Source organism: Nonomuraea sp. NPDC049709 (assembly GCF_040674815.1).
Classification (GTDB): domain Bacteria; phylum Actinomycetota; class Actinomycetes; order Streptosporangiales; family Streptosporangiaceae; genus Nonomuraea.
Map to the genome: position 1 here is coordinate 1 of NZ_JBFANM010000005.1, position 17313 is coordinate 17313.

The following is a 17313-nucleotide window of genomic DNA, read 5'->3' on the forward strand; positions in this document are numbered from 1 at the left end:
GCCGCCCGGCGCGCCGCCCGGTGCGCCGCCCGGGGTCCCGTCCTGCCGTGCCGCGTCGTCCTCGTCCTGCCGTTCGCTCATCTGCCTCCCCTTCACACGAGCTGATCCCGCACGTATTCGCGCCACCGTGCCGTCAGCGTGGCGACGGAGAGCCCCAGTGAGGCGAGTGCCCGGTCGAGGCCGGCCGCCTGAGCTTCACGGTAGAGCCTCACCAGGGTCCCTTCACCGAACCGGTCGGCCAGGAAGCGACACGCCAGCCAGGCCTCCTGGTAAGCCCGTGCCAGCCGGTCCGGGTCCCGCCCGTCGGCCGCGAAAGCCGCAGGTCCCGGCAGAACGTCCGGCAGGCGTCCGGCGCGGACCTCGGCGGCCAGCTCGGCGGCGGCCGTCGCCACGGGGAGCCCGGCGTCGCGGTAGCCGACGTAGTCGGCGAAGCCCTCGTAGAGCCAGACGGGGAGGTGGTCGGTGCCGACCGCGACGTGGGTGAGCTCGTGGGCGAGCACCACGTCCCTGCCGGTGGGATTGAGGGTGGCGAAGAGCTCGGGTACGACGATCACCCGCCCGCGGTCGGCCACCGCGGCCAGGCCGTCCAGCCGCTCCACGCCGGCCAGCCGGGCGGCCTCGCGGGCGGAGTCAGGGACGACGACCAGGGGGCGTACCGGCCTGCCGAGCACGGCCGAGACCCGCAGCCCGGCCCGATCGGCGAGCCGCGCCATCTCGTCGAGCGAGCCCGTCCCCTGACCGACATGCCCGACGTGGCTGACATGGCCGACGACGACGGATCGACCGCCGCGCCGGACGACCGTGCGGCCGCCGGGCCACAGGTCGAGGATCCCCGGGGGGAGGACCGGGGGTTCGGGGCCTCCGGCCAGGGCGAGGAGCAGCAGGCCGGCCACCGCGGCTCGTCGGCTCACCTGCTCGGACACGATGCCCGATCGTAGCCTCACCGCATGGGTGCTCCCGCGGACGCGCGAGAGCCCCGCCCGAATCCAGGAAAGTCTCCAGGAATCCGGACGGGGCTTCTTCACATGCCGGGACGGACCGCGCCGACGAATGACGACTTACGCCATCCGCCCAGCTTGTCGATGCGCACCCGTTCGCCTGTCCGTGGCGAGTGGATCATCTTGCCCTTGCCGACGTACATGCCCACGTGGCCGAGCCCGCTGAAGAACATCAGGTCACCCGGCTGGAGGTTCCGCCAGGAGATCCTGCTCTTGATGCGGGCGAACTGGCTGCTCGCCACGCGCGGGAGCGTCACCCCGGCCCTCTTCCAGGCGAACTGGACGAGTCCGGAGCAGTCAAACGAACCAGGTCCTGTGCCACCGTAACGGTACGGGTCACCGATCTGATCCTTGGCCACGGCGACGGCCTTGCGGGCCTTCGCTTTCTGCCGAGCGATCCTGGCCGCCCGTCGCTGGGCTGCCGTGGCCGACTTCGACGTCTTGGCGGTGGTCTCCGCCTTCGCCGTCTCAGCGGCCGATTCGCTCGTCGTCGCCGCCTGAGCCGTTGGGGCAGGGAGGATCAGACCTCCGGCCGTCACGGTCATCGTGAGCGCTACGCCGCTCAGGGCAAGGCGGGACAGGCGGGGGTTCTGCAGGGAGGTAGACAGGATTTCTCCTTGTGTCTTCCACGAACGCCTACCGGGTTAGCTGACGGATTCGGGCCTGGAAGTCGCCCTACGGCGCGATGACGCGCCGATTCACCCCTGATCCCTGGGGAAACGTGGGATCGCTGGGTCCCCGGCTCCGTGCCTCCTGGCTGCACGGACTCGGCAGGTCGTCACCCCGATTGATTGCGATATGGAGCTATCTGGGGATATCGGGGACGACCGGCGGATTCTTTTCTGTCTCGCATCTGGAGGGACCGATGCGGGTTCGCGGTGTCATGGCTTGTTCACCGCGACGACGCCAGAAGCTACGCCGAAAGGTCAAGGATCGGCAAAAGGGGGGTCATGTTGTAAAGATCAGACAGCAGGGTCAGTAAGGAAGGAAACCCCTGCTGGAACACCAGGTTCCGTTATCCAAATGTGACCCTGCTCACACTTCTGACAGCACGCGCTTGTCAGGCGTCGTTTGTCGCGTTTGTCACATTTTTCGCAGGAATTGACGGCCGTTCCGCGACTTGGGAACGCTCCCACCCCGGATCGCACGCCGACAGAAGCCATCTACTATGCGGAATCGTAGAAGCGGCGTGAGGCCGAAATCCGGTCGGGCGGGAGCCGAAAACGTTACGGGCGGACCGCGCCGACCAGGGAGCGGCCGTACGCGGAGAGCGCGACGACCTTCACGACGTCGCCTGTCTGCGGCGCGTGGACGATCTGCCCGTTGCCCGCATAAATGCTGACGTGGCCCAGGCCCTCGCTGAAGATGAGGTCACCGGGCTGCAGGGAGTCGAGGTCCACCTTGCGGCTCGCGCCCCACGCCCACTGCTGCCACGTCGTACGCGGCAGCGTGACGCCGGCCGCCGCCCAGGCCGCCTGGGTCAGGCCCGAGCAGTCGTACCCGCGCGGCCCCGTCCCGCCGTAGATGTACGGCTTGCCCACCTGCGCGTACGCGAAGCGCAGCACCGTCGCCGCGCTCCCCGAGGCCGGGCCCGTGTACTTGATGCCCGCGCTGTTCGGGTTGCCGGGGTTGTAGGCACCCAGCTTGTCCAGCAGCTTCTTCTGGTCGACGATCAGCTTGCGGATCTCCGAGCGCTCCTTCTCGACCGCGTCGCGCTCCTTGTCCGCCTCCTCAAGGGCCTCCTGCGCCTTGTCGCGCTCGACCTTCAGCCCGCGGTTCTCCCGGTCGAACGCCGCCAGCTTCTCCGCGCGCTCCTGCGCGAGCTGTCCCGCGACGGCCAGCCCCGACAGCATGCTCTGGGGATTGTCCGAGGTCATGATCCCGGGCCAGGAGGTGACGTCCTCGCCGAGCTGGTAGCTGTCGACGGCCATGCCGATCACCTGCGCGCGCAGGTCCGCGACCGTCTCCAGCTTGCGCTTGTAGCTGTCGTTCAGCTTGGTGAAGGTGCTCTTGGCCTTCTTGTAGCGCTCGTTCGCCGTGTTGAACCGGTCGACGACCTTGTCAGCCTTGTCGTTGAGCTTCTCGAGCTTGGCCTTGGCCTGGCCGAGAGTGGGCTTGGGATCAGCCATGGCCGCTCCCATCGGGCACATCATCAGCCCGAACGCGAGACCTGCGGCCACCGGCACCCGGCCAAACCTCACTGCGTCGCCTCCCAGGGATTACATCTGGGGCGAAATAGTACAGAAGTGGCGGGTGGGGTCTGCCCCAAACGCACCAATTCGTAATCTAGGCGCGGCCCAGTCTGCGCAGCAGCAAACCTGACGGAACCGGTCTGGCACCCATGCGCCTGACCGACTCGGCGACCTCGCGGTCCGACGACACCACGGCGATGGCCCGGCCGGGCGGCTCGGCGCGTACGAGCTGGCGGATGAGGTCGTCGGCGATCTCCCCCGGCGCGCTGAACAGCACCCGCACCCCGCGCGGCGCGACCACCTGCACGGGGGCGTTGAGCTCGGCCCCGTCGAATACCACGGTGACCTCGACCCTGGTCTGCGCCACCAGCCCGCCCAGCGCGGTCATGAGCCGGTTGCGCTGGTCGGCGAGGGTGAGGGTGCCGTAGCCGGTCTTGGTGACGTTGTAGCCGTCGATGATCAGGTGCACCTGCGGCAGCGCCAGGAGCTGGTCGAGGAGCTGCGGGTCGTCGTCGGCCAGCGCCCGCGCGGGCACCCCCCGCACGCCGGGACGCTCGCCGGTGACGGCCGCGACCGAGTCGGCGGGCCGGCTGATCGTGGTCGGCAGGGCCAGCTCGCGGCGCAGCCCGGCCGAGGCGTCCTGCAGCGCGTCGAGCAGCACCCGGACGCGCGCGTCCTCGATGCTCCGGCCCTCGCGGGCGGCCCGGCGCGAGGCCTCCAGCTGCTTCTCCACGTCGGCCAGCCGCTCGCGCAGCCGCCGCAGCTCGGACTCCCCGGCGCTGCCGGCGGCCGAGGCGGCCGTCTTGGCCTCCTCCGCCGCGTGCTCCATCTCCTCGGCCCGCCGCACCGCGGCCTTGGCCCGCTCGCGGGCTTCGTGCAGCTTGCGGCGCAGGTCGGAGTTCTCCGCGCGGGCCGCCTTGATCTGCTCGCGCAGCCGGTCGGCCTCCTCCTTGGCGGCGCTCTTCTGCGCGGCGAGCTGCTCGCGCAGCCGCGTGACCGCCTCCTCGCGCTCCGAGCCCTCGGCCGCCACCGCCGACTGCTCCAGGTCGGTGCGGGCGGCTTCGATCATCTCCGCCCAGCCCGGCGGCCGGGTGAGGTAGGCCGCCGCGGCCACGAGCACCGGGTCGGCGGCGGGCGGCACGTTGCCCTCGGCCAGCGAGGTGACGAGCTCGGGCCAGCCGGCCGCCACCGACTCGGCGACCAGCTCGCGGAACTTCTTGTCGTTCTCCAGCTGCGCCGCGATCGGCGCGCTGCCCAGCTTGGCGCGCTTGCGGGGGTCGAACTTGGCGATGCCGCGCAGGGGCGGCGGTATGGAGGTGGAGGGCATCGTCCCGAGGACTTGAGAGGCCAGATCGACCACGTTGAGCCGCACCTGCTCGGGAAGCGGGCGAGACAGGCCTTCACCCGCTGAACTCATCCCACTTGTCCCTTCGTGACATGCCCTTTCAGACAAGGGTACGGCTGTTGCGTACCTGACCGTAACGGCCACTCCTGTATGGACAAGCGCTTGCTAGGCGGTATACGACTGTCGAAGGGCAGATGTCCAGGCGGGAGACCCACGGTGACCGAGCAGATGCGCACCTCCACACGTGACCTGGAAGAACTGCGTCGACGCGCCACCGCCTGGCTCCGCGGCCGGGTCGGCGGGGACGCCACGGTGTCCGAGATGTCCAGGCCCTCGGGCAACGGCCTGTCGAGCGAGACCCTGTTCTTCACCGCTACGTGGAGTGGGAGCTCCTCGCGCTGCGTGGCCAGGCTCGCACCTGCGCCGGAGGCCGTTCCGGTCTTCCCGTCCTACGATCTGCGGGCCCAGTTCGAGATGATGCGGCTGGCCAGGGAAAAAGCTGGGATCCCAGCGCCCCTGGCCCTCTGGTTCGAGCCGGACCCCGAGCCGCTGGGCACCCCGTTCTTCGTCATGGAGCAGGCGGAGGGCGAGGTGCCGCCGGACGTGATGCCGTACACGTTCGGGGGGTGGCTGCACGACGCCTCCCCCGAGGACCAGCGCGGGCTGCAGGACGCGAGCGTGGGGATCCTGGCGGCACTGCACGAGACCGCCTTCACGCCGCGGGAACTGGCCCCGTTCGGGCCCGCCGGGCTGCGCGCGCACGTCGACGCGCAGCGCGCCTACTACGAATGGGCGCACGGCGCGCACCGCATCCCGGTGCTGGAGCGCGCGTTCGGCTGGCTGGAGGAGCACTGGCCGGAGGATCCCGGGCCCGACGTGCTCACCTGGGGTGACTCCCGGATCGGCAACATCATGTACCAGAAGTTCCGCCCGGTCGCGGTGCTCGACTGGGAGATGGCCGCCGTGGGGCCGCGCGAGCTGGACCTGTCCTGGATGATCTTCCTGCACCGGTTCTTCCAGGACCTCACGGTCGGCGCGGGCCTGCCCGGCATGCCCGGCTTCATGCGCCGCGAGGACGTCTGCCGCACCTATCGGGAGCTGACCGGCTACGAGCCGCGCGACCTGGACTTCTACGAGATGTACGCCGCCCTCCGCCACGGCGTCATCATGGCCAGGGTCTGGCAGCGCCGGATCCATTTCGGCGAGCAGCCCATGCCGGACGACCCCGACGACCTGGTGCTGCACCGGGCCACCATCGAGCAGCTGCTGGCCGGCTACGAGCCGGCGTCGTAGACGAGCAGCGCCACCTGAACGCGGTTGTTGAGGTGGAGCTTGGTGAGGATGCGCGAGACGTGCGCCTTGACCGTGGGCACGCTCATGTAGAGCTCGCGCCCGATCTCGGCGTTCGACTTGCCCTGCCCGACAGCGGTGGCCACCTCCCGCTCGCGCTCGCTGAGCCGGCCGAGCAGCTTCCTGGCCCGTTCGGTACGCTCCCCCGCCCCGCCGTCGGACACGTGCGCGATGAGCTGCCGCGTCACCACCGGCGACAGGATCGGCTCCCCGGCGGCCACCCTCCTGATCGCCTGCACCAGGTCACCCGGCGCGATGTCCTTCAGCAGGAACCCGGCCGCCCCCGCCCGCAGCGCCCGCAGCACCTGCGCGTCGGCGTGGAACGTGGTCAGCACCACCACCTCGGGCGGCGCGGCCGTGCGGCGCAGCGTCTCGGTGGCGGTCAGCCCGTCGATGCCGGGCATGCGGATGTCCATCAGCACCACGTCGGGCCGGTGCCGGGTCACCAGGGGCGGCACCTCGGCCCCGTCGCCGGCCTCCGCGACGATCTCGATGTCGCCGGTGCCGCCGAGGATCATCGACAGCCCGGCCCGCACCATCGCGTCGTCGTCCACGATCAGCACCCTGATCGGGCCGCCCTCGCCCGTGGGAATGGTCACAGGTCATCCTCCCGAGTGGTCTCCACCGGCCACGGCAGCCACGCGCGTACCACGAACTCGCCCTCCGGTGTCGCGCCGTGCTCCAACCGGCCGCCCGCCAGCTCCGCCCGCTCCGTCAGGCCGATGAGCCCGGCGCCGGCCCCCGGGATGCGCGCGCCGTGGCGCGCCCACAGGGGGTTGCGCACCTCCACCGACAGCCCCCTGCCGCGCGTTCCCTCGACGGTGACGGTCACCGGCACCCCGCCCGCGTGCTTGCGCGCGTTGGTGAGCGCCTCCTGGACGATGCGGTAGAGGTTGCGGCCCGGCCCCTCCGGCGCCTCACCGGCCCGCAGGTCGAGCCGTACGTCCATGCCCGCCTGCCGGCACTCCTCGACCAGCGCCGGCAGGTTCGCCAGCGTGGGCTGCGGCCGGTCGGGCACCATGCCGCCCCCGTCGTCGTCCCCGTCGGGGGCCGAGTGGCGCAGCACGCCGATCACCTCGCGCAGGTCCTGCAGCGCCAGGTGGGCGTTGGTCCTGATGGCGCCGGCCGCCCTGGCGATCTCCGCGGGCGGCGCGTCCGGCCGGAACTCCAGCGCGCCCGCATGCAGGCTGAGCATCGAGATGCGGTGCGCCAGCACGTCGTGCATCTCCCTGGCGATGCGCTCGCGTTCGAGCCGCTTGGCCTCCTCCGCGGCGGTGTCAGCGCGCTCGCGCAGCGACCAGACGAGCTGCCGCCTGGCCCTGACCACGATGCCCCACGCGAACACGGTCAGCACGATCGCCACGCCCAGCGCGGCCGCCCAGCCCCTGTCCAGGTCGCTCTGGGGCCGCAGGATGACGTAGGGGGCCAGCGTGACGAGGCTGAGCAGCGTGATCGGCCCGGAGACCTTGAACGGCCGATGCACCGCCACCGTGAACAGCGCCACCACCGAGGCCCCGCCGACCAGCTCCAGGTAGGACGACAGGACGGTCAGCACCACCGCGAGCCCGACCGGCCACCTGCGCCGCAGCCACACCGACGCGCACGCCAGCGCCCCCGTCACCTGCTCGACGGCCATCAGCGGCTCGGGCTGCTGCTGCGTCTCGAGCTCGACCAGGGACAGGAACGTCAGGCCGCAGGCCATCAGGAACATGACGGTGTCGACGATCCAGTCGCGCGTCGAGCGCCGCACGCGCCGGCCCTCGCGGGGGTCGCCGAGCAGCACGGACGGCAGCGCCCACCGGTATTCGTGGGCGGGACCGTCTCCCCGCAGTTCCGTCACGTTCATCGAGGTTAGGCCCTGCCGGCGGTACGGCGACAGCGACCAAAGTCGGTGCCGGCCGAGACCTACGGCCGACGCGGGCGGCCCGCGGGAGCGGCGAGGCTGATGGCATGCAAGCGGTGTTGACGGTGTTCGGCTGGCTGCTGCTCCTCCAGGGTGTGGGCGGCCTGGTGAACACGCTGTTCGGATGGTGGCGGTGGGCGCACGACCTGCTCGTGGTCAATCTCCTGCCGTTCTTGAAGGGATATGAGGTGTTCGCGGCCATCGTGATCGGCGTGCTCGGCTTCGTGCTGCTCGCCGTCGCCGAGTCGGTGAAGAGCACGGAGGGCGGGGAATGAGCGGGACCGCGTTGCGCCCGCCGCGCAACCAGGCCGATCCGCGGGCCGTCCCGTGGTGGACGGTGCAGTGGCTGATCCTCATGGTGCCGGTGGCGGGAGCGGCGGTGGCGGCGTACTGGATCTTCACGGACCGGGCCGTCTGGCTGGGCGCCGTCGTGGCGGTGCTCGCGGCGGGGTGCCTGGTGCTGGCCGTGGTGGCGCCGCGGGCCTCCTACCGGGTGGAGCGGTGGGAGGTCACCGACCAGGCGGTCTACACGCGCAAGGGGTGGCTGACGCACACCTGGCGGGTGGCGCCGATGTCGCGGATCCAGCGGGTCGACACCGCGCGGGGGCCGGTGCAGCGGCTGTTCGGGCTGGCCGACGTCACGGTGACCACCGCCTCCTCGGCCGGGGCCATCAAGATCGAGGCGCTGGACCACGAGGTGGCGGCCGAGCTGGCCGAGCGCCTGACCGCGATCACCCAGGCCACGCCGGGGGACGCGACGTGAAGGCGGAGCGGGACACACCGGACGGCACGGTGACAGGACCCGAGACAGGGCCCGGGACAGCGCCCGGGACAGGGGCTGAGGCAGGGGCCGGGACGGCGGCCGGGAGGCCGGGTGGGGGTGTGGCGGTGGCCGGGACGGCGGGCGGAGGCGCGGCCGTGGCCGGGGGCGATGGGTGGCGGCGGCTGTCGGGGCGGAGCCTGTGGGCCTCGGCGATCAAGTCGCTGGCGCTGGTGGCGGGCGCGACGGCCGGACTGGTGCGCTTCCTGACCGGCCGGGACTGGCCGGTCGGCGGCGTGGCGGCGGTCTGCGCGGGTGCGGCGGTGCTGATCGTCGCCGCCGTGGTGGCGTACGACGTGCTCCGGCTGCGCGCCACCCGCTGGCGGCTCACCCCTGAGCGCCTCGAACTGCGTTCGGGCATCACCACCCGCCAGCACCGCTCGATCCCGCGCGACCGGGTGCGCAGCGTCGATCTGCGCGCCGATCCGGTGAACCGGGTGTTCGGCCTGACGGTGGTCAAGGTGGGTACGGGAGAGCACGCGGCCGACGGGTCCGAGCTCGCGCTGGACCCGCTGGACCGGCACGAGGCCGAGGCCCTGCGGCGGACCCTGCTGCGCCAGGAGACCGCGGAGGAGACCGGGGACGGACCGCCACTGGCGGAGCTGCGCTGGTCCTGGATCAGGTACGCGCCGCTGTCGGTGTGGACGTTCACGGGCGCGGCGGTGCTGCTCGGCGCGCTGTTCAAGGCGCTCGGCTCGTTCGGGGTCAAGAGTTTCGCCACCCGGCTGGCGACCGCCCTGTGGGAGTGGGTGGTGGCGCAGCCGCTGCTGGCGGTCCCGCTGCTGCTCGCGGTGAACCTGGCCGTCGGCGTCCTGGGCTCGGTCCTGCTGTTCGCCGAGTCGTGGGGCCGCTACCGTCTCGACCGCGAGCCCGGCCGGCTCCGGCTGCGCCGCGGCCTGCTGACCACCCGGTCCCTGACGCTGGAGGAGCGCCGGCTGCGCGGTGTGGAGCTCGGCGAACCCCTGCTGCTGCGGCTCGGCGGCGCGGCCCGGGTCAGGACCATCGCCACCGGGCTGGGCAAGAAGCCCGACGACGAGACCGAGGACGCGGCGGCGCTCACCCCGCCGGTCCCCCGCGCCCTGGCCCTCCGGATCGCCGCCCGGGTCTCCGGCGCCGGGTTGCCCCCGCTGGTGCCGCACCCGCCGGCGGCCCGGCGCAGGCGGGTCGTCAGGGCCGTCGTGGCGGCGGTGGTGGTGGCCGTCGCGGTGGCCGCGTGGCCGTGGGTGCCGCTGGGGAACTGGATGTGGATGGTGCCAGTGGTGGTGCTCGCGTACGGCCTGTGGCTCGCGGTGGCGAGCGCCGCGAGCCTCGGTCACGCGCTGGGGGCCCGCCACCTCGTCACCCGCAGGGGCGCCGTGGTCCGGCGGACGATCGCGCTCGACCGCCGGGGCATCGCGGGCTGGACGGTCACCGAGTCGTTCTTCCAGCGGCGCTCCGGCCTGCTGACCGTCACCGCGACCACGGGCGCCGGAAGGGGTCGCTACGAGGTGGTCGACGTGGGCCGCGGCGAGGGCCTGGAGCTGGCCGCGCGGGCCGTCCCCGGCCTGCTCGAACCGTTCCTGGCCCGGGAGAGGCAGCTCCGGGAAAAGCAATGAGCCGCGTGATCCCCCATGCGTTTGCCCATGCCCCTGTACTGGACAAACCTGATCGCGCGGCTCAGATTGCTTGCCTACTTAAAGGTATTTGTCCGACTTGCAGCCGGGTTGCAACCCCATTAACCGCCGTCAGTGATCGCCAGTCAGATACGCCCTAGCTCCCGGCGGGCTGCTTCGCCAGCGCCTCCAGGTACGCCCTGGACAGGGTGAGCGCGCCCGCCATCGCTTCCTTCTCGGACATGAGCTCGACCTTGGCCGAGTTGGTCTGCTCGTCCGCCGGCCGCTGGTGGCCGGAGTAGTCGACCCGGACGACCACCGAGCCCTTGCGCATGAGCACCGTGCCGCTGGAGGCCGAGACCACGCCCTGCCTGGTCTGCACGAACTGCCGGTACGCCTGGTCGCCCAGCCCCTTGACGTCGGCCAGCTTGCCCCAGGTGATGCCGCCCATGGAGGAGTCGGCGGTGAACTTGTCGCCGCCCTGTTCGCTCACGTAGTAAGCCTTGGCCGCGGGCTCGTCCACCGCGCCCGCCCGGTTGGTGAACCGGTGCACCGTGATCATCGCACTGCGGATCTTCGTGACGCCCTCGCCGCCGGAGAGGTCCAGGTTGAGCCAGCGGCACTCGGTCTGCCGGTCGCCGCCGGCCTCGGTGCCGCGCGCCCGGGTGGTGGGCTCGGGCACCAGGCGCGTGGCCGTCGCGGTGACGGCCGCGCAGTCGGCGGGGAAGGAGGCCAGCACGGTGGGGGAGGGCGTCGGGCGGGCGCTCGGCGAGAGGGTCGGCGACGGCGACGGCGACTTCTCGGCCTTGGCCAGCACGTTCGGGTGCTGCGCCTGCCAGGCGGCCACGCCCTTGGCGAAGTGGGCGACCAGGCCGCTGACCTCGCGGATGGCGTTGGCCTCGGTGACCGCCTGCGTGGTCTCGTTGCTCAGGATCTGGGCGTCCTTGCGCTGCTGGCCCGCCTGGTATTTGACCTCGATCGTCATGTCGCCGACGCGGGCGTGGGCGGTGCCGTAGGCGTACCAGAGCAGCTTGCCGTCGCGGCGCCAGGTGTACTGGGCGAACGCGCCGTCGCCGACGCCCGGGACGTCCTTGATCGGGGAGATGTACTGCTTCTCGTCGGGGTCGAGGGACGGCTTGGCGGTCTCGCCGAATTTGCCGCCGCGGTATTCGACCTCGTACGAGTTCTGCGCCATCGCCCGCCCGGTCTTGGCCCCTTCGCCCTTGTGCTGCTCGACCCTGACGTCGATCTCCCGGCTGCGCCAGAACTCGCCGAACGAGATGCGCTGGTTCATCCAGTTGCAGGTGAAGTTGACCGTGTAGTCGCTGTCCCTGGACGACCTGGCCACGGTCGCGTCGGGCACCAGCCGGTCGGCCTCGTCCTCGGGCAGCATGGCGCACACGTCGGGGGCCGTCGCGGCGGCCTGGGGCTGCCGGGGCGGCGACGACTTCTGGACCGGCGGGGGCGAGGTGACGCCGGAGATCTTGCCGTACAGGAAGTAGGCCCCCACGCCGCCCGCCGCGACCAGCACGACGAGGGCGGCGGCCAGCGTGGGCAGCACCCAGGCGGGCCGCCCCGGCCTCGGGGGCGGCGGCATGGGAGGGCCGGGGGGCGGGCCCATCGGGGGTCCCATGAAAGGCCCGGTGGACGGCATACCCGGCGGCGGGAACTGCCTGCCTGGCACCTGGTGAGGGGTGGTGGGCGGCTCGTACTGGCTTCCGGGGTTCACTGGTGGGACTCCTGGGGTTGCCCTGACATGCGGGGAGACACGCTAGTCACGCCCCTTGCAAGGGGCTTGCAGCACCGTCCGCGGCCTCATCGCGGCAGCGCCGCCGAGACCAGGCGGGCCGCGGCGACGGCCGCCTCCTTGTCCGCCGGGGCGGTGGCCGCCGCGTCCTCACGGTGCCAGATCACCTCGCCCAGCAGATTACTCGTACGGAAGAGCAGCGTGCTGTACGCGGTGCCGCTGTCGGTGGAGGTCAGGTAGTACTTGAAGGTGTTCTGGACGATCGCCGCCTCCCCCACCCCCGAGACGTCGGCGGCCGCGCCGCGCTTCCAGCGCCGGTCACTGCCCTCCGCGGCGGCGCGGGTGGTCTTCTCGCTGGCGAAACGGCGCTGCGCCACCTGGGGGCCGCCGAGGTCGCCGGTGGGGCGCTCCGCCCAGGTCCGCAGGACGAGGCGGCGGGCCGAGACGGTGCCCTCGCGGATGAGCCACTGGCACTCGCCGGGCCGGGTGAGGCTGCGCTCGGGGGTGCCCTTCATGAGCCGGACGGCCTCGGCGTCGCTGATCAGGGAGCAGGGGTCGGGCGCCGTGGCGTAGTCGCCGGTCTCCTGGTCGGGCCGGCCGAGGGCGGAGGCGGCGTACCAGCCGCCCGCGCCCAGCGCCACCACGGCGGCGAGCGCGGCGGGCAGCAGCCACCAGCGGCGGCGGGCGGCGGAGCGGTGGGGGCGGGGAGCCGTGTCGGGGTCGGTCAGCGGGATCAGCGCCTGGCGGATCTGCGCCGCGGTGGGGCGGGTCGCGGGGTCCTTGGCGAGCATGGCCATCAGCAGGCCGCCCAGGTCACGGCCGGCCCTGGCCGGGAACGGCGCCTGGTGCAGCAGCACCGCGGCCGCGACCGCGGCGGGCAGCTCCCGCTCGAAGGGCGCGCGGCCCTCCACCGCGGTGTACAGGCTGGCGCCCAGCGACCACAGGTCGGAGGCGGGGCCGGAGGGCTCCTCGTTGAGCCGCTCGGGGGCCATGTAGCCGGGCGAGCCCGCGCTGCCGTACCGGTCGCCCTGCCCGCCCATGGGCGCGGCGATGCCGAAGTCGGTGAGCATGGCCGAGCCGTCGCCGTCGAGCAGGATGTTGGCCGGCTTGACGTCCTGGTGCAGCATGCCGTGCGCGTGCGCCACCTCCAGTGCCGACAGCACGCGCAGCCCGATCGCGGCCACGGACGAGGCGGGCAGCGGCCCCCGCTCCTTGATCACCTTGTCCAGGGAGCGGCCGGTGACCAGGTCCATGATGATCCACGGCTGGTCGCCCTCGAGGACGACGTCGTGCACCAGCACGATGGCCGGGTCGCGCAGCCGCCCCGCCGACCTGGCCTCGTGGATGGCCCGGTCGGCGAACTCCGCCCGCTCGTACGGGCTCATCCCCTGCGGCACCCGCACCTGCTTGACGGCGACCTGCCGGTCGAGCGTCTCGTCGATCGCGCGCCACACCGTGCCCGCGCCGCCCTGCCCGAGCCGCTCGATCAGCCGGTAACGCCCGGCCAGCAGGTAGAGGTCACCGGGCATTGCGCAACGCCTGCTCGCTCGCCTGGGCGGCTCTCAGGGCCGCCTGCTTGACGTCCTCGTCGGTCGGCTTGTCGGCGAGCGTGGCGTATTCGACGCTCACCACCAGGTTGGCCAGCCGGTAGAAGACGTGGGCGGAGTGCACCCGGCCCGTGGATCCCTTCAGCTCGAAGCCGAACGCCTCCTCACCGAGCCCGGTGATCTGGTGCACGGGGGTGCGCTTCGCCTTCCTGGAGGTCTTCACGCCGATCTCGGGCCATGTCCAGTCGATGTCCTCGTATTTGGACCAGTAGCGCTTCTGGTTCTGGAAGAGCGCGCGGGCCGAGACGTCGGTCATGGACCACGGGTCGACGGTGTCGGAGTCCTTCTGCACCTGCAGGCCCACTCCGGTGCCCGGGGCCGGCCAGCCGCACTTGGGGCCCACCTCGTCGGAGTCGGGCTGGGCCTTGGGCGGGCTCTGCGTGCGCATCAGCCTGCCGACCTCCTGCTGCGGGATCAGCGTGCACACGTCCATCGGCACGGTGAACGCCGCCTGCGCCGCGCCGTCCTGCCGGTTCAGCAGCAGGAAGGCGGCCGCGCCCGCCGCGACGACCACGACCGTGCCGGCGGCGATCCAGAGTGCGGCCCGGCCGCGCCGCCTGACCGTGCCGGGCACGGTCACGTCGTGGTTGGCGGGCAGCCGGGGCGCGGGCCCGCCCGCGGCGACCTGCCTGAGCGCCTGGACGGCCACGGCCGGATCGGGACGGGCGGCGGGGTGCTGCGCCATCATGGCGGCCAGCAGCGGCCCGAGCGGACCCGGCGCGACGGGCACCGGCTCCATCAGCGTGGCGCGCACCCGCTGGGCCACCGACCCCGCGTAGGCCGGCGCGCCCGTCACGGCGACGTAGAGGGTGGCGCCGAGCGACCACAGGTCGCTGGCCGGGCCGCCGGGCTGGCCGTCGAGCCGCTCGGGCGCGATGAAACCAGGCGAGCCGATCATCATCCCGTGCTCGGTGAGCGAGGCCTGCCCCTCCTGCCTGGCGATGCCGAAGTCGGTGAGCACCACCCGGCCGCTCTCGGTCAGGAAGACGTTGCCCGGCTTGACGTCGCGGTGCTGCAGCCCCTGGGCGTGGGCGACACCCAGCGCCTCCAGGACGTCGGCGCCGATCCGCGCGGCGTGGGCGGGCGGCATGGGGCCGAACTCGCGTACGGTCTCGGCCAGCGTGCGGCCCCGCAGCAGCTCCATGACCAGCCACGGCCGGTCCTGCTCCACGACGACGTCGTGCAGCGCCACGATGCCGGGGTGGCGCAGCCGCGCGGTGGCCTGCGCCTCGCGCACGGCCCTGGTCACCGAGTCGGAGCGCTCCTTGGGCGACATGCCTTCGGGCAGCGTGAGCTCCTTGACCGCGACATCGCGATCAAGCATCTCGTCCCTGGCCAGCCACACCGTTCCCATGCCGCCCGCGCCCAGGGGGCGCAGCAGGGAGTAGCGGCCGGCAAGTCTTCCCGCGGACATAAAGGGAAGGGTAACTAAAGACCAAGAGGGGTGGTGACTCGTTCCTGTCGGTCCCCCTCTCTATGGTCTTGGTTCGTGGATCCGGTTCAAGGCACTCTCGACGAGCTCGGCACCCCGCTGAGCGACGTCACGTTCGTCGTGTTCGACCTCGAGACGACCGGCGGCGCGCCCGCCGAGGACGCCATCACCGAGATCGGCGCGGTCAAGGTGCGGGCGGGCGAGGTGCTCGGCGAGTTCTCCACGCTGGTCGATCCGGGAGGGCCGATACCACCGTTCATCTCCGTGCTGACCGGCATCACCGACGCCATGGTCATGGCCGCGCCGAAGATCGAGTCGGTGCTGCCGAGCTTCCTGGAGTTCATCCGCGGCGCCACGCTGGTGGCCCACAACGCCGGCTTCGACACCCGCTTCGTCAAGGCGGCCTGCGCCGCGCTCGGCTATCCCCCGCCGGCCAACCCGGTCGTCGACACCGTCGATCTGGCCAGGCGCGTGCTGACCCGCGACGAGACGCCCAACGCCAAGCTGGCCACGCTGGCCAGGTTCTTCCGCAGCCCCGTCGAGCCGTGCCACCGCGCCCTGCAGGACGCCAGGGCCACCGTGGACGTGCTGCACGGGCTGATCGAGCGGACCGGGTCCTTCCAGGTCCACACGCTGGAGGAGCTCAAGTCGTTCGTCCGGGCCCCCACGCCGGAGCAGCAGCGCAAGCGCCATCTGGCCGAGTCCGTGCCCCACGCGCCCGGCGTCTACCTGTTCGAGGACGAGCGCGGCGAGGTCCTCTACATCGGCAAGAGCACCAACCTGCGCAACCGGGTGCGCTCCTACTTCACGGCCGGCGAGACCCGTCCCCGCATCCGGGAGATGATCGGCATCGCCGAGCGGGTGCGCCACATCGTCTGCTCGACCGCGCTGGAGGCGGAGGTGCGGGAGCTGCGCCTGATCGGCGGCGCAAAGCCGCGCTACAACCGCCGCTCCCGCTTCCCGGAGAAGATGGTGTGGCTCAAGCTCACCGCCGAGGTGTTCCCGCGCCTGTCGATCGTGCGCGAGCTCAAGGACGACGGCGCCACCTACCTGGGCCCCTTCAGCAGCGCCCGGCTGGCCGACGACGCCCGCATCGCCCTGCACGAGGCGGTCCCGCTGCGCCAGTGCACCCAGCCGGTCACGCTGCGCACCCGGCGGGCGGCCTGCGTGCTGCACGAGATGGGCCGCTGCGGCGCCCCGTGCGAGGGCCGGGAGAGCCCGGAGGAATACGCGCTGCACGTCGAGAGCGCGCGCCGCGCCATGACGCTCGACGCCTCGCCCGTCTTCACCGCCGTGTCGGCCCGCATGGAGCGGCTGTCGGTCGAGCAGCGTTACGAGGAGGCGTCCGTCGACCGTGACCGGCTGGCCGCGTTCGTCCGCACGGCGGCCCGCATGCAGCGCCTCAGCGCCATCACTCGCATCCCGCAGCTCGTGGCCGCCAGCCCGGCGTTCGGCGGCGGCTGGGACATCCACGTCGTCCGCTACGGGCGGCTGGCCGGGGCCGGGGTCATGCCGAAAGGCACCCATCCGAGCGCTTTCGTGGCCTCGCTGACGGCCACCGCCGAGGTGGTGCTCCCCGGGCCCGGCCCGGTCCACGCCGCCAGCGCCGAGGAGACCGAGTGCATCCTGCGCTGGCTGGAGTCGCCCGGGGTGCGGCTGGTGGAGGTGGACGGCGACTGGAGCCTGCCCGCGCGGGGCGCCGCCCGCCACAAGGCGCGCATCGACCTCGCCTACCGCCAGCTCGACCAGCGCCGCAATCGGGAGGGGCGACCTTTGGGGTGAAACGATAGAGTTGATGCATGGTCACGGCTATCGTCCACATCAATGCAGAGGTAGACCGGATCCCGGAGGTCGCCCAGACGATCGCCGAGATCGAGGGGGTCAGCGAGGTCTACTCCATCACCGGCGAATACGACCTGCTGGCCATGGTCAGGGTCGCCGCGTACGAGGAGATCGCCGAGGTCGTCCCGGGGCGGATCAACAAGGTGGCCGGGGTGCTGCACACGGAGACGCACATCGCCTTCCGCGCCTACTCCAGGCACGACCTGGACGCGGCCTTCTCGATCGGCTTCCCCGAGGCCGACTGACCGCCGCCACGAGCACCGGCCCTCCAGGGGGCCCGCTGCCGCATGCTCACTCACCGGGGCCTGCGCGGTGCGGCCTCGACACCCCGGCCCAGGCGGCACGCCTCGGGGCGCCCTGCGCCCCCAGGTGAACGGGTCCCGTTGCGCCAACCCGGTTCTCCTCCGCGCCAGACCGGCAGCACCGTCCCACCACCCGGAACGCCGGACGGGCACGTTCACCAGGATCGCCGAATGCCAGGTGAA

At 72.2% G+C, this 17313-nt stretch carries 16 protein-coding genes and 1 riboswitch; of the genes, 7 read left to right on the forward strand and 9 right to left on the reverse strand.

What is annotated here, in order from left to right; all coding sequences use genetic code 11:
- Positions 1-92 precede the first annotated feature (92 nt).
- Together AB0J69_RS06180 and AB0J69_RS06185 are read right to left on the reverse strand one after the other, a co-directional pair.
- A complete protein-coding gene (locus AB0J69_RS06180) occupies positions 93-923 on the reverse strand; it encodes a hypothetical protein (protein ID WP_364113423.1) in 831 nt (276 codons plus the stop codon).
- Between the two features lie 98 nt (positions 924-1021).
- Positions 1022-1357: a C40 family peptidase gene (locus tag AB0J69_RS06185; RefSeq protein WP_364113425.1), complete on the reverse strand. Its 336-nt coding sequence runs from the start codon at positions 1355-1357 to the stop codon at positions 1022-1024.
- A 10-nt stretch (positions 1358-1367) separates the two neighbouring features.
- Here AB0J69_RS06185 and AB0J69_RS06190 point away from each other — a divergent pair, with 10 nt between their 5' ends.
- A complete protein-coding gene (locus AB0J69_RS06190) occupies positions 1368-1499 on the forward strand; it encodes a hypothetical protein (RefSeq protein ID WP_364113427.1) in 132 nt (43 codons plus the stop codon).
- Positions 1500-1616: 117 nt separating this feature from the next.
- Positions 1617-1781: riboswitch (cyclic di-AMP (ydaO/yuaA leader) on the reverse strand.
- A gap of 443 nt (positions 1782-2224) precedes the next feature.
- Here AB0J69_RS06190 and AB0J69_RS06195 read toward each other — a convergent pair.
- Entirely contained in the window at positions 2225-3127 is a 903-nt protein-coding gene (locus AB0J69_RS06195; protein ID WP_364113429.1) for an NlpC/P60 family protein, read from the reverse strand.
- A gap of 157 nt (positions 3128-3284) precedes the next feature.
- Positions 3285-4607, reverse strand: a complete 1323-nt coding sequence (locus AB0J69_RS06200) for an NYN domain-containing protein (RefSeq protein WP_364113431.1) — start codon at positions 4605-4607, stop codon at positions 3285-3287.
- Positions 4608-4751: 144 nt separating this feature from the next.
- On the opposite strand from AB0J69_RS06200, the gene AB0J69_RS06205 reads away from it, so the two are divergent.
- Complete coding sequence (locus tag AB0J69_RS06205; RefSeq protein ID WP_364113433.1) at positions 4752-5828, forward strand: phosphotransferase family protein; 1077 nt, start codon at positions 4752-4754, stop codon at positions 5826-5828.
- On the opposite strand, the gene AB0J69_RS06210 is transcribed toward AB0J69_RS06205, so the two are convergent.
- Positions 5810-6484 (reverse strand): response regulator transcription factor, encoded by a 675-nt coding sequence (locus tag AB0J69_RS06210; RefSeq protein WP_364113435.1) that lies wholly within the window; start codon positions 6482-6484, stop codon positions 5810-5812. The two genes, AB0J69_RS06205 and AB0J69_RS06210, sit on opposite strands and share 19 nt — an antisense overlap.
- Positions 6481-7725, reverse strand: a complete 1245-nt coding sequence (locus AB0J69_RS06215) for a histidine kinase (RefSeq protein ID WP_364113437.1) — start codon at positions 7723-7725, stop codon at positions 6481-6483. Before AB0J69_RS06215 ends, AB0J69_RS06210 begins: the two co-directional genes overlap by 4 nt.
- Positions 7726-7835: 110 nt before the next feature.
- Between AB0J69_RS06215 and AB0J69_RS06220 the strand changes: the two genes are divergently transcribed.
- The 3 genes from AB0J69_RS06220 (at position 7836) to AB0J69_RS06230 (ending at position 10203) form a co-directional block, all read left to right on the forward strand.
- Positions 7836-8063, forward strand: a complete 228-nt coding sequence (locus tag AB0J69_RS06220; RefSeq protein WP_364113439.1) for a hypothetical protein — start codon at positions 7836-7838, stop codon at positions 8061-8063.
- Positions 8060-8551 carry a PH domain-containing protein gene (locus AB0J69_RS06225; RefSeq protein WP_364113441.1) on the forward strand — a complete coding sequence of 164 codons (492 nt, stop codon included), beginning with the start codon at positions 8060-8062 and terminating at the stop codon, positions 8549-8551. The genes AB0J69_RS06220 and AB0J69_RS06225 overlap by 4 nt, the downstream gene beginning before the upstream one ends.
- A gap of 125 nt (positions 8552-8676) precedes the next feature.
- Positions 8677-10203, forward strand: a complete 1527-nt coding sequence (locus AB0J69_RS06230; RefSeq protein ID WP_364113443.1) for a PH domain-containing protein — start codon at positions 8677-8679, stop codon at positions 10201-10203.
- Positions 10204-10357: 154 nt separating this feature from the next.
- Here the strand turns inward: AB0J69_RS06230 and AB0J69_RS06235 are convergent, their stop codons facing one another.
- The 3 genes from AB0J69_RS06235 to AB0J69_RS06245 all read right to left on the reverse strand — a co-directional run bounded on the left by AB0J69_RS06235 (position 10358) and on the right by AB0J69_RS06245 (position 14968).
- Positions 10358-11833: a hypothetical protein gene (locus tag AB0J69_RS06235; protein ID WP_364113445.1), complete on the reverse strand. Its 1476-nt coding sequence runs from the start codon at positions 11831-11833 to the stop codon at positions 10358-10360.
- A gap of 182 nt (positions 11834-12015) precedes the next feature.
- Positions 12016-13476, reverse strand: a complete 1461-nt coding sequence (locus AB0J69_RS06240; protein WP_364113447.1) for a serine/threonine-protein kinase — start codon at positions 13474-13476, stop codon at positions 12016-12018.
- Positions 13466-14968, reverse strand: coding sequence for a serine/threonine-protein kinase (locus AB0J69_RS06245; protein ID WP_364113449.1), 1503 nt, complete (start codon positions 14966-14968; stop codon positions 13466-13468). The genes AB0J69_RS06240 and AB0J69_RS06245 overlap by 11 nt, the downstream gene beginning before the upstream one ends.
- 75 nt (positions 14969-15043) lie before the next feature.
- Between AB0J69_RS06245 and AB0J69_RS06250 the strand changes: the two genes are divergently transcribed.
- Both AB0J69_RS06250 and AB0J69_RS06255 read left to right on the forward strand, forming a co-directional pair.
- Positions 15044-16768: a DEDD exonuclease domain-containing protein gene (locus AB0J69_RS06250; protein WP_364113451.1), complete on the forward strand. Its 1725-nt coding sequence runs from the start codon at positions 15044-15046 to the stop codon at positions 16766-16768.
- Positions 16769-16785: 17 nt separating this feature from the next.
- Complete coding sequence (locus tag AB0J69_RS06255; RefSeq protein WP_364113453.1) at positions 16786-17073, forward strand: Lrp/AsnC ligand binding domain-containing protein; 288 nt, start codon at positions 16786-16788, stop codon at positions 17071-17073.
- The last annotated feature ends 240 nt before the right edge of the window (positions 17074-17313 follow it).

Bases quoted from the DNA above. Each gene is read 5' to 3' on its own strand.
- AB0J69_RS06255 (WP_364113453.1), top strand. From the start codon at position 16,786: ATGGTCACGGCTATCGTCCACATCAATGCAGAGGTAGACCGGATCCCG.
- AB0J69_RS06220 (WP_364113439.1), top strand. From the start codon at position 7,836: ATGCAAGCGGTGTTGACGGTGTTCGGCTGGCTGCTGCTCCTCCAGGGT.
- AB0J69_RS06195 (WP_364113429.1), bottom strand. From the start codon at position 3,127: ATGGCTGATCCCAAGCCCACTCTCGGCCAGGCCAAGGCCAAGCTCGAG.
- AB0J69_RS06225 (WP_364113441.1), top strand. From the start codon at position 8,060: ATGAGCGGGACCGCGTTGCGCCCGCCGCGCAACCAGGCCGATCCGCGG.
- AB0J69_RS06240 (WP_364113447.1), bottom strand. From the start codon at position 13,476: ATGCCCGGTGACCTCTACCTGCTGGCCGGGCGTTACCGGCTGATCGAG.
- AB0J69_RS06200 (WP_364113431.1), bottom strand. From the start codon at position 4,607: ATGAGTTCAGCGGGTGAAGGCCTGTCTCGCCCGCTTCCCGAGCAGGTG.
- AB0J69_RS06245 (WP_364113449.1), bottom strand. From the start codon at position 14,968: ATGTCCGCGGGAAGACTTGCCGGCCGCTACTCCCTGCTGCGCCCCCTG.
- AB0J69_RS06235 (WP_364113445.1), bottom strand. From the start codon at position 11,833: ATGGGACCCCCGATGGGCCCGCCCCCCGGCCCTCCCATGCCGCCGCCC.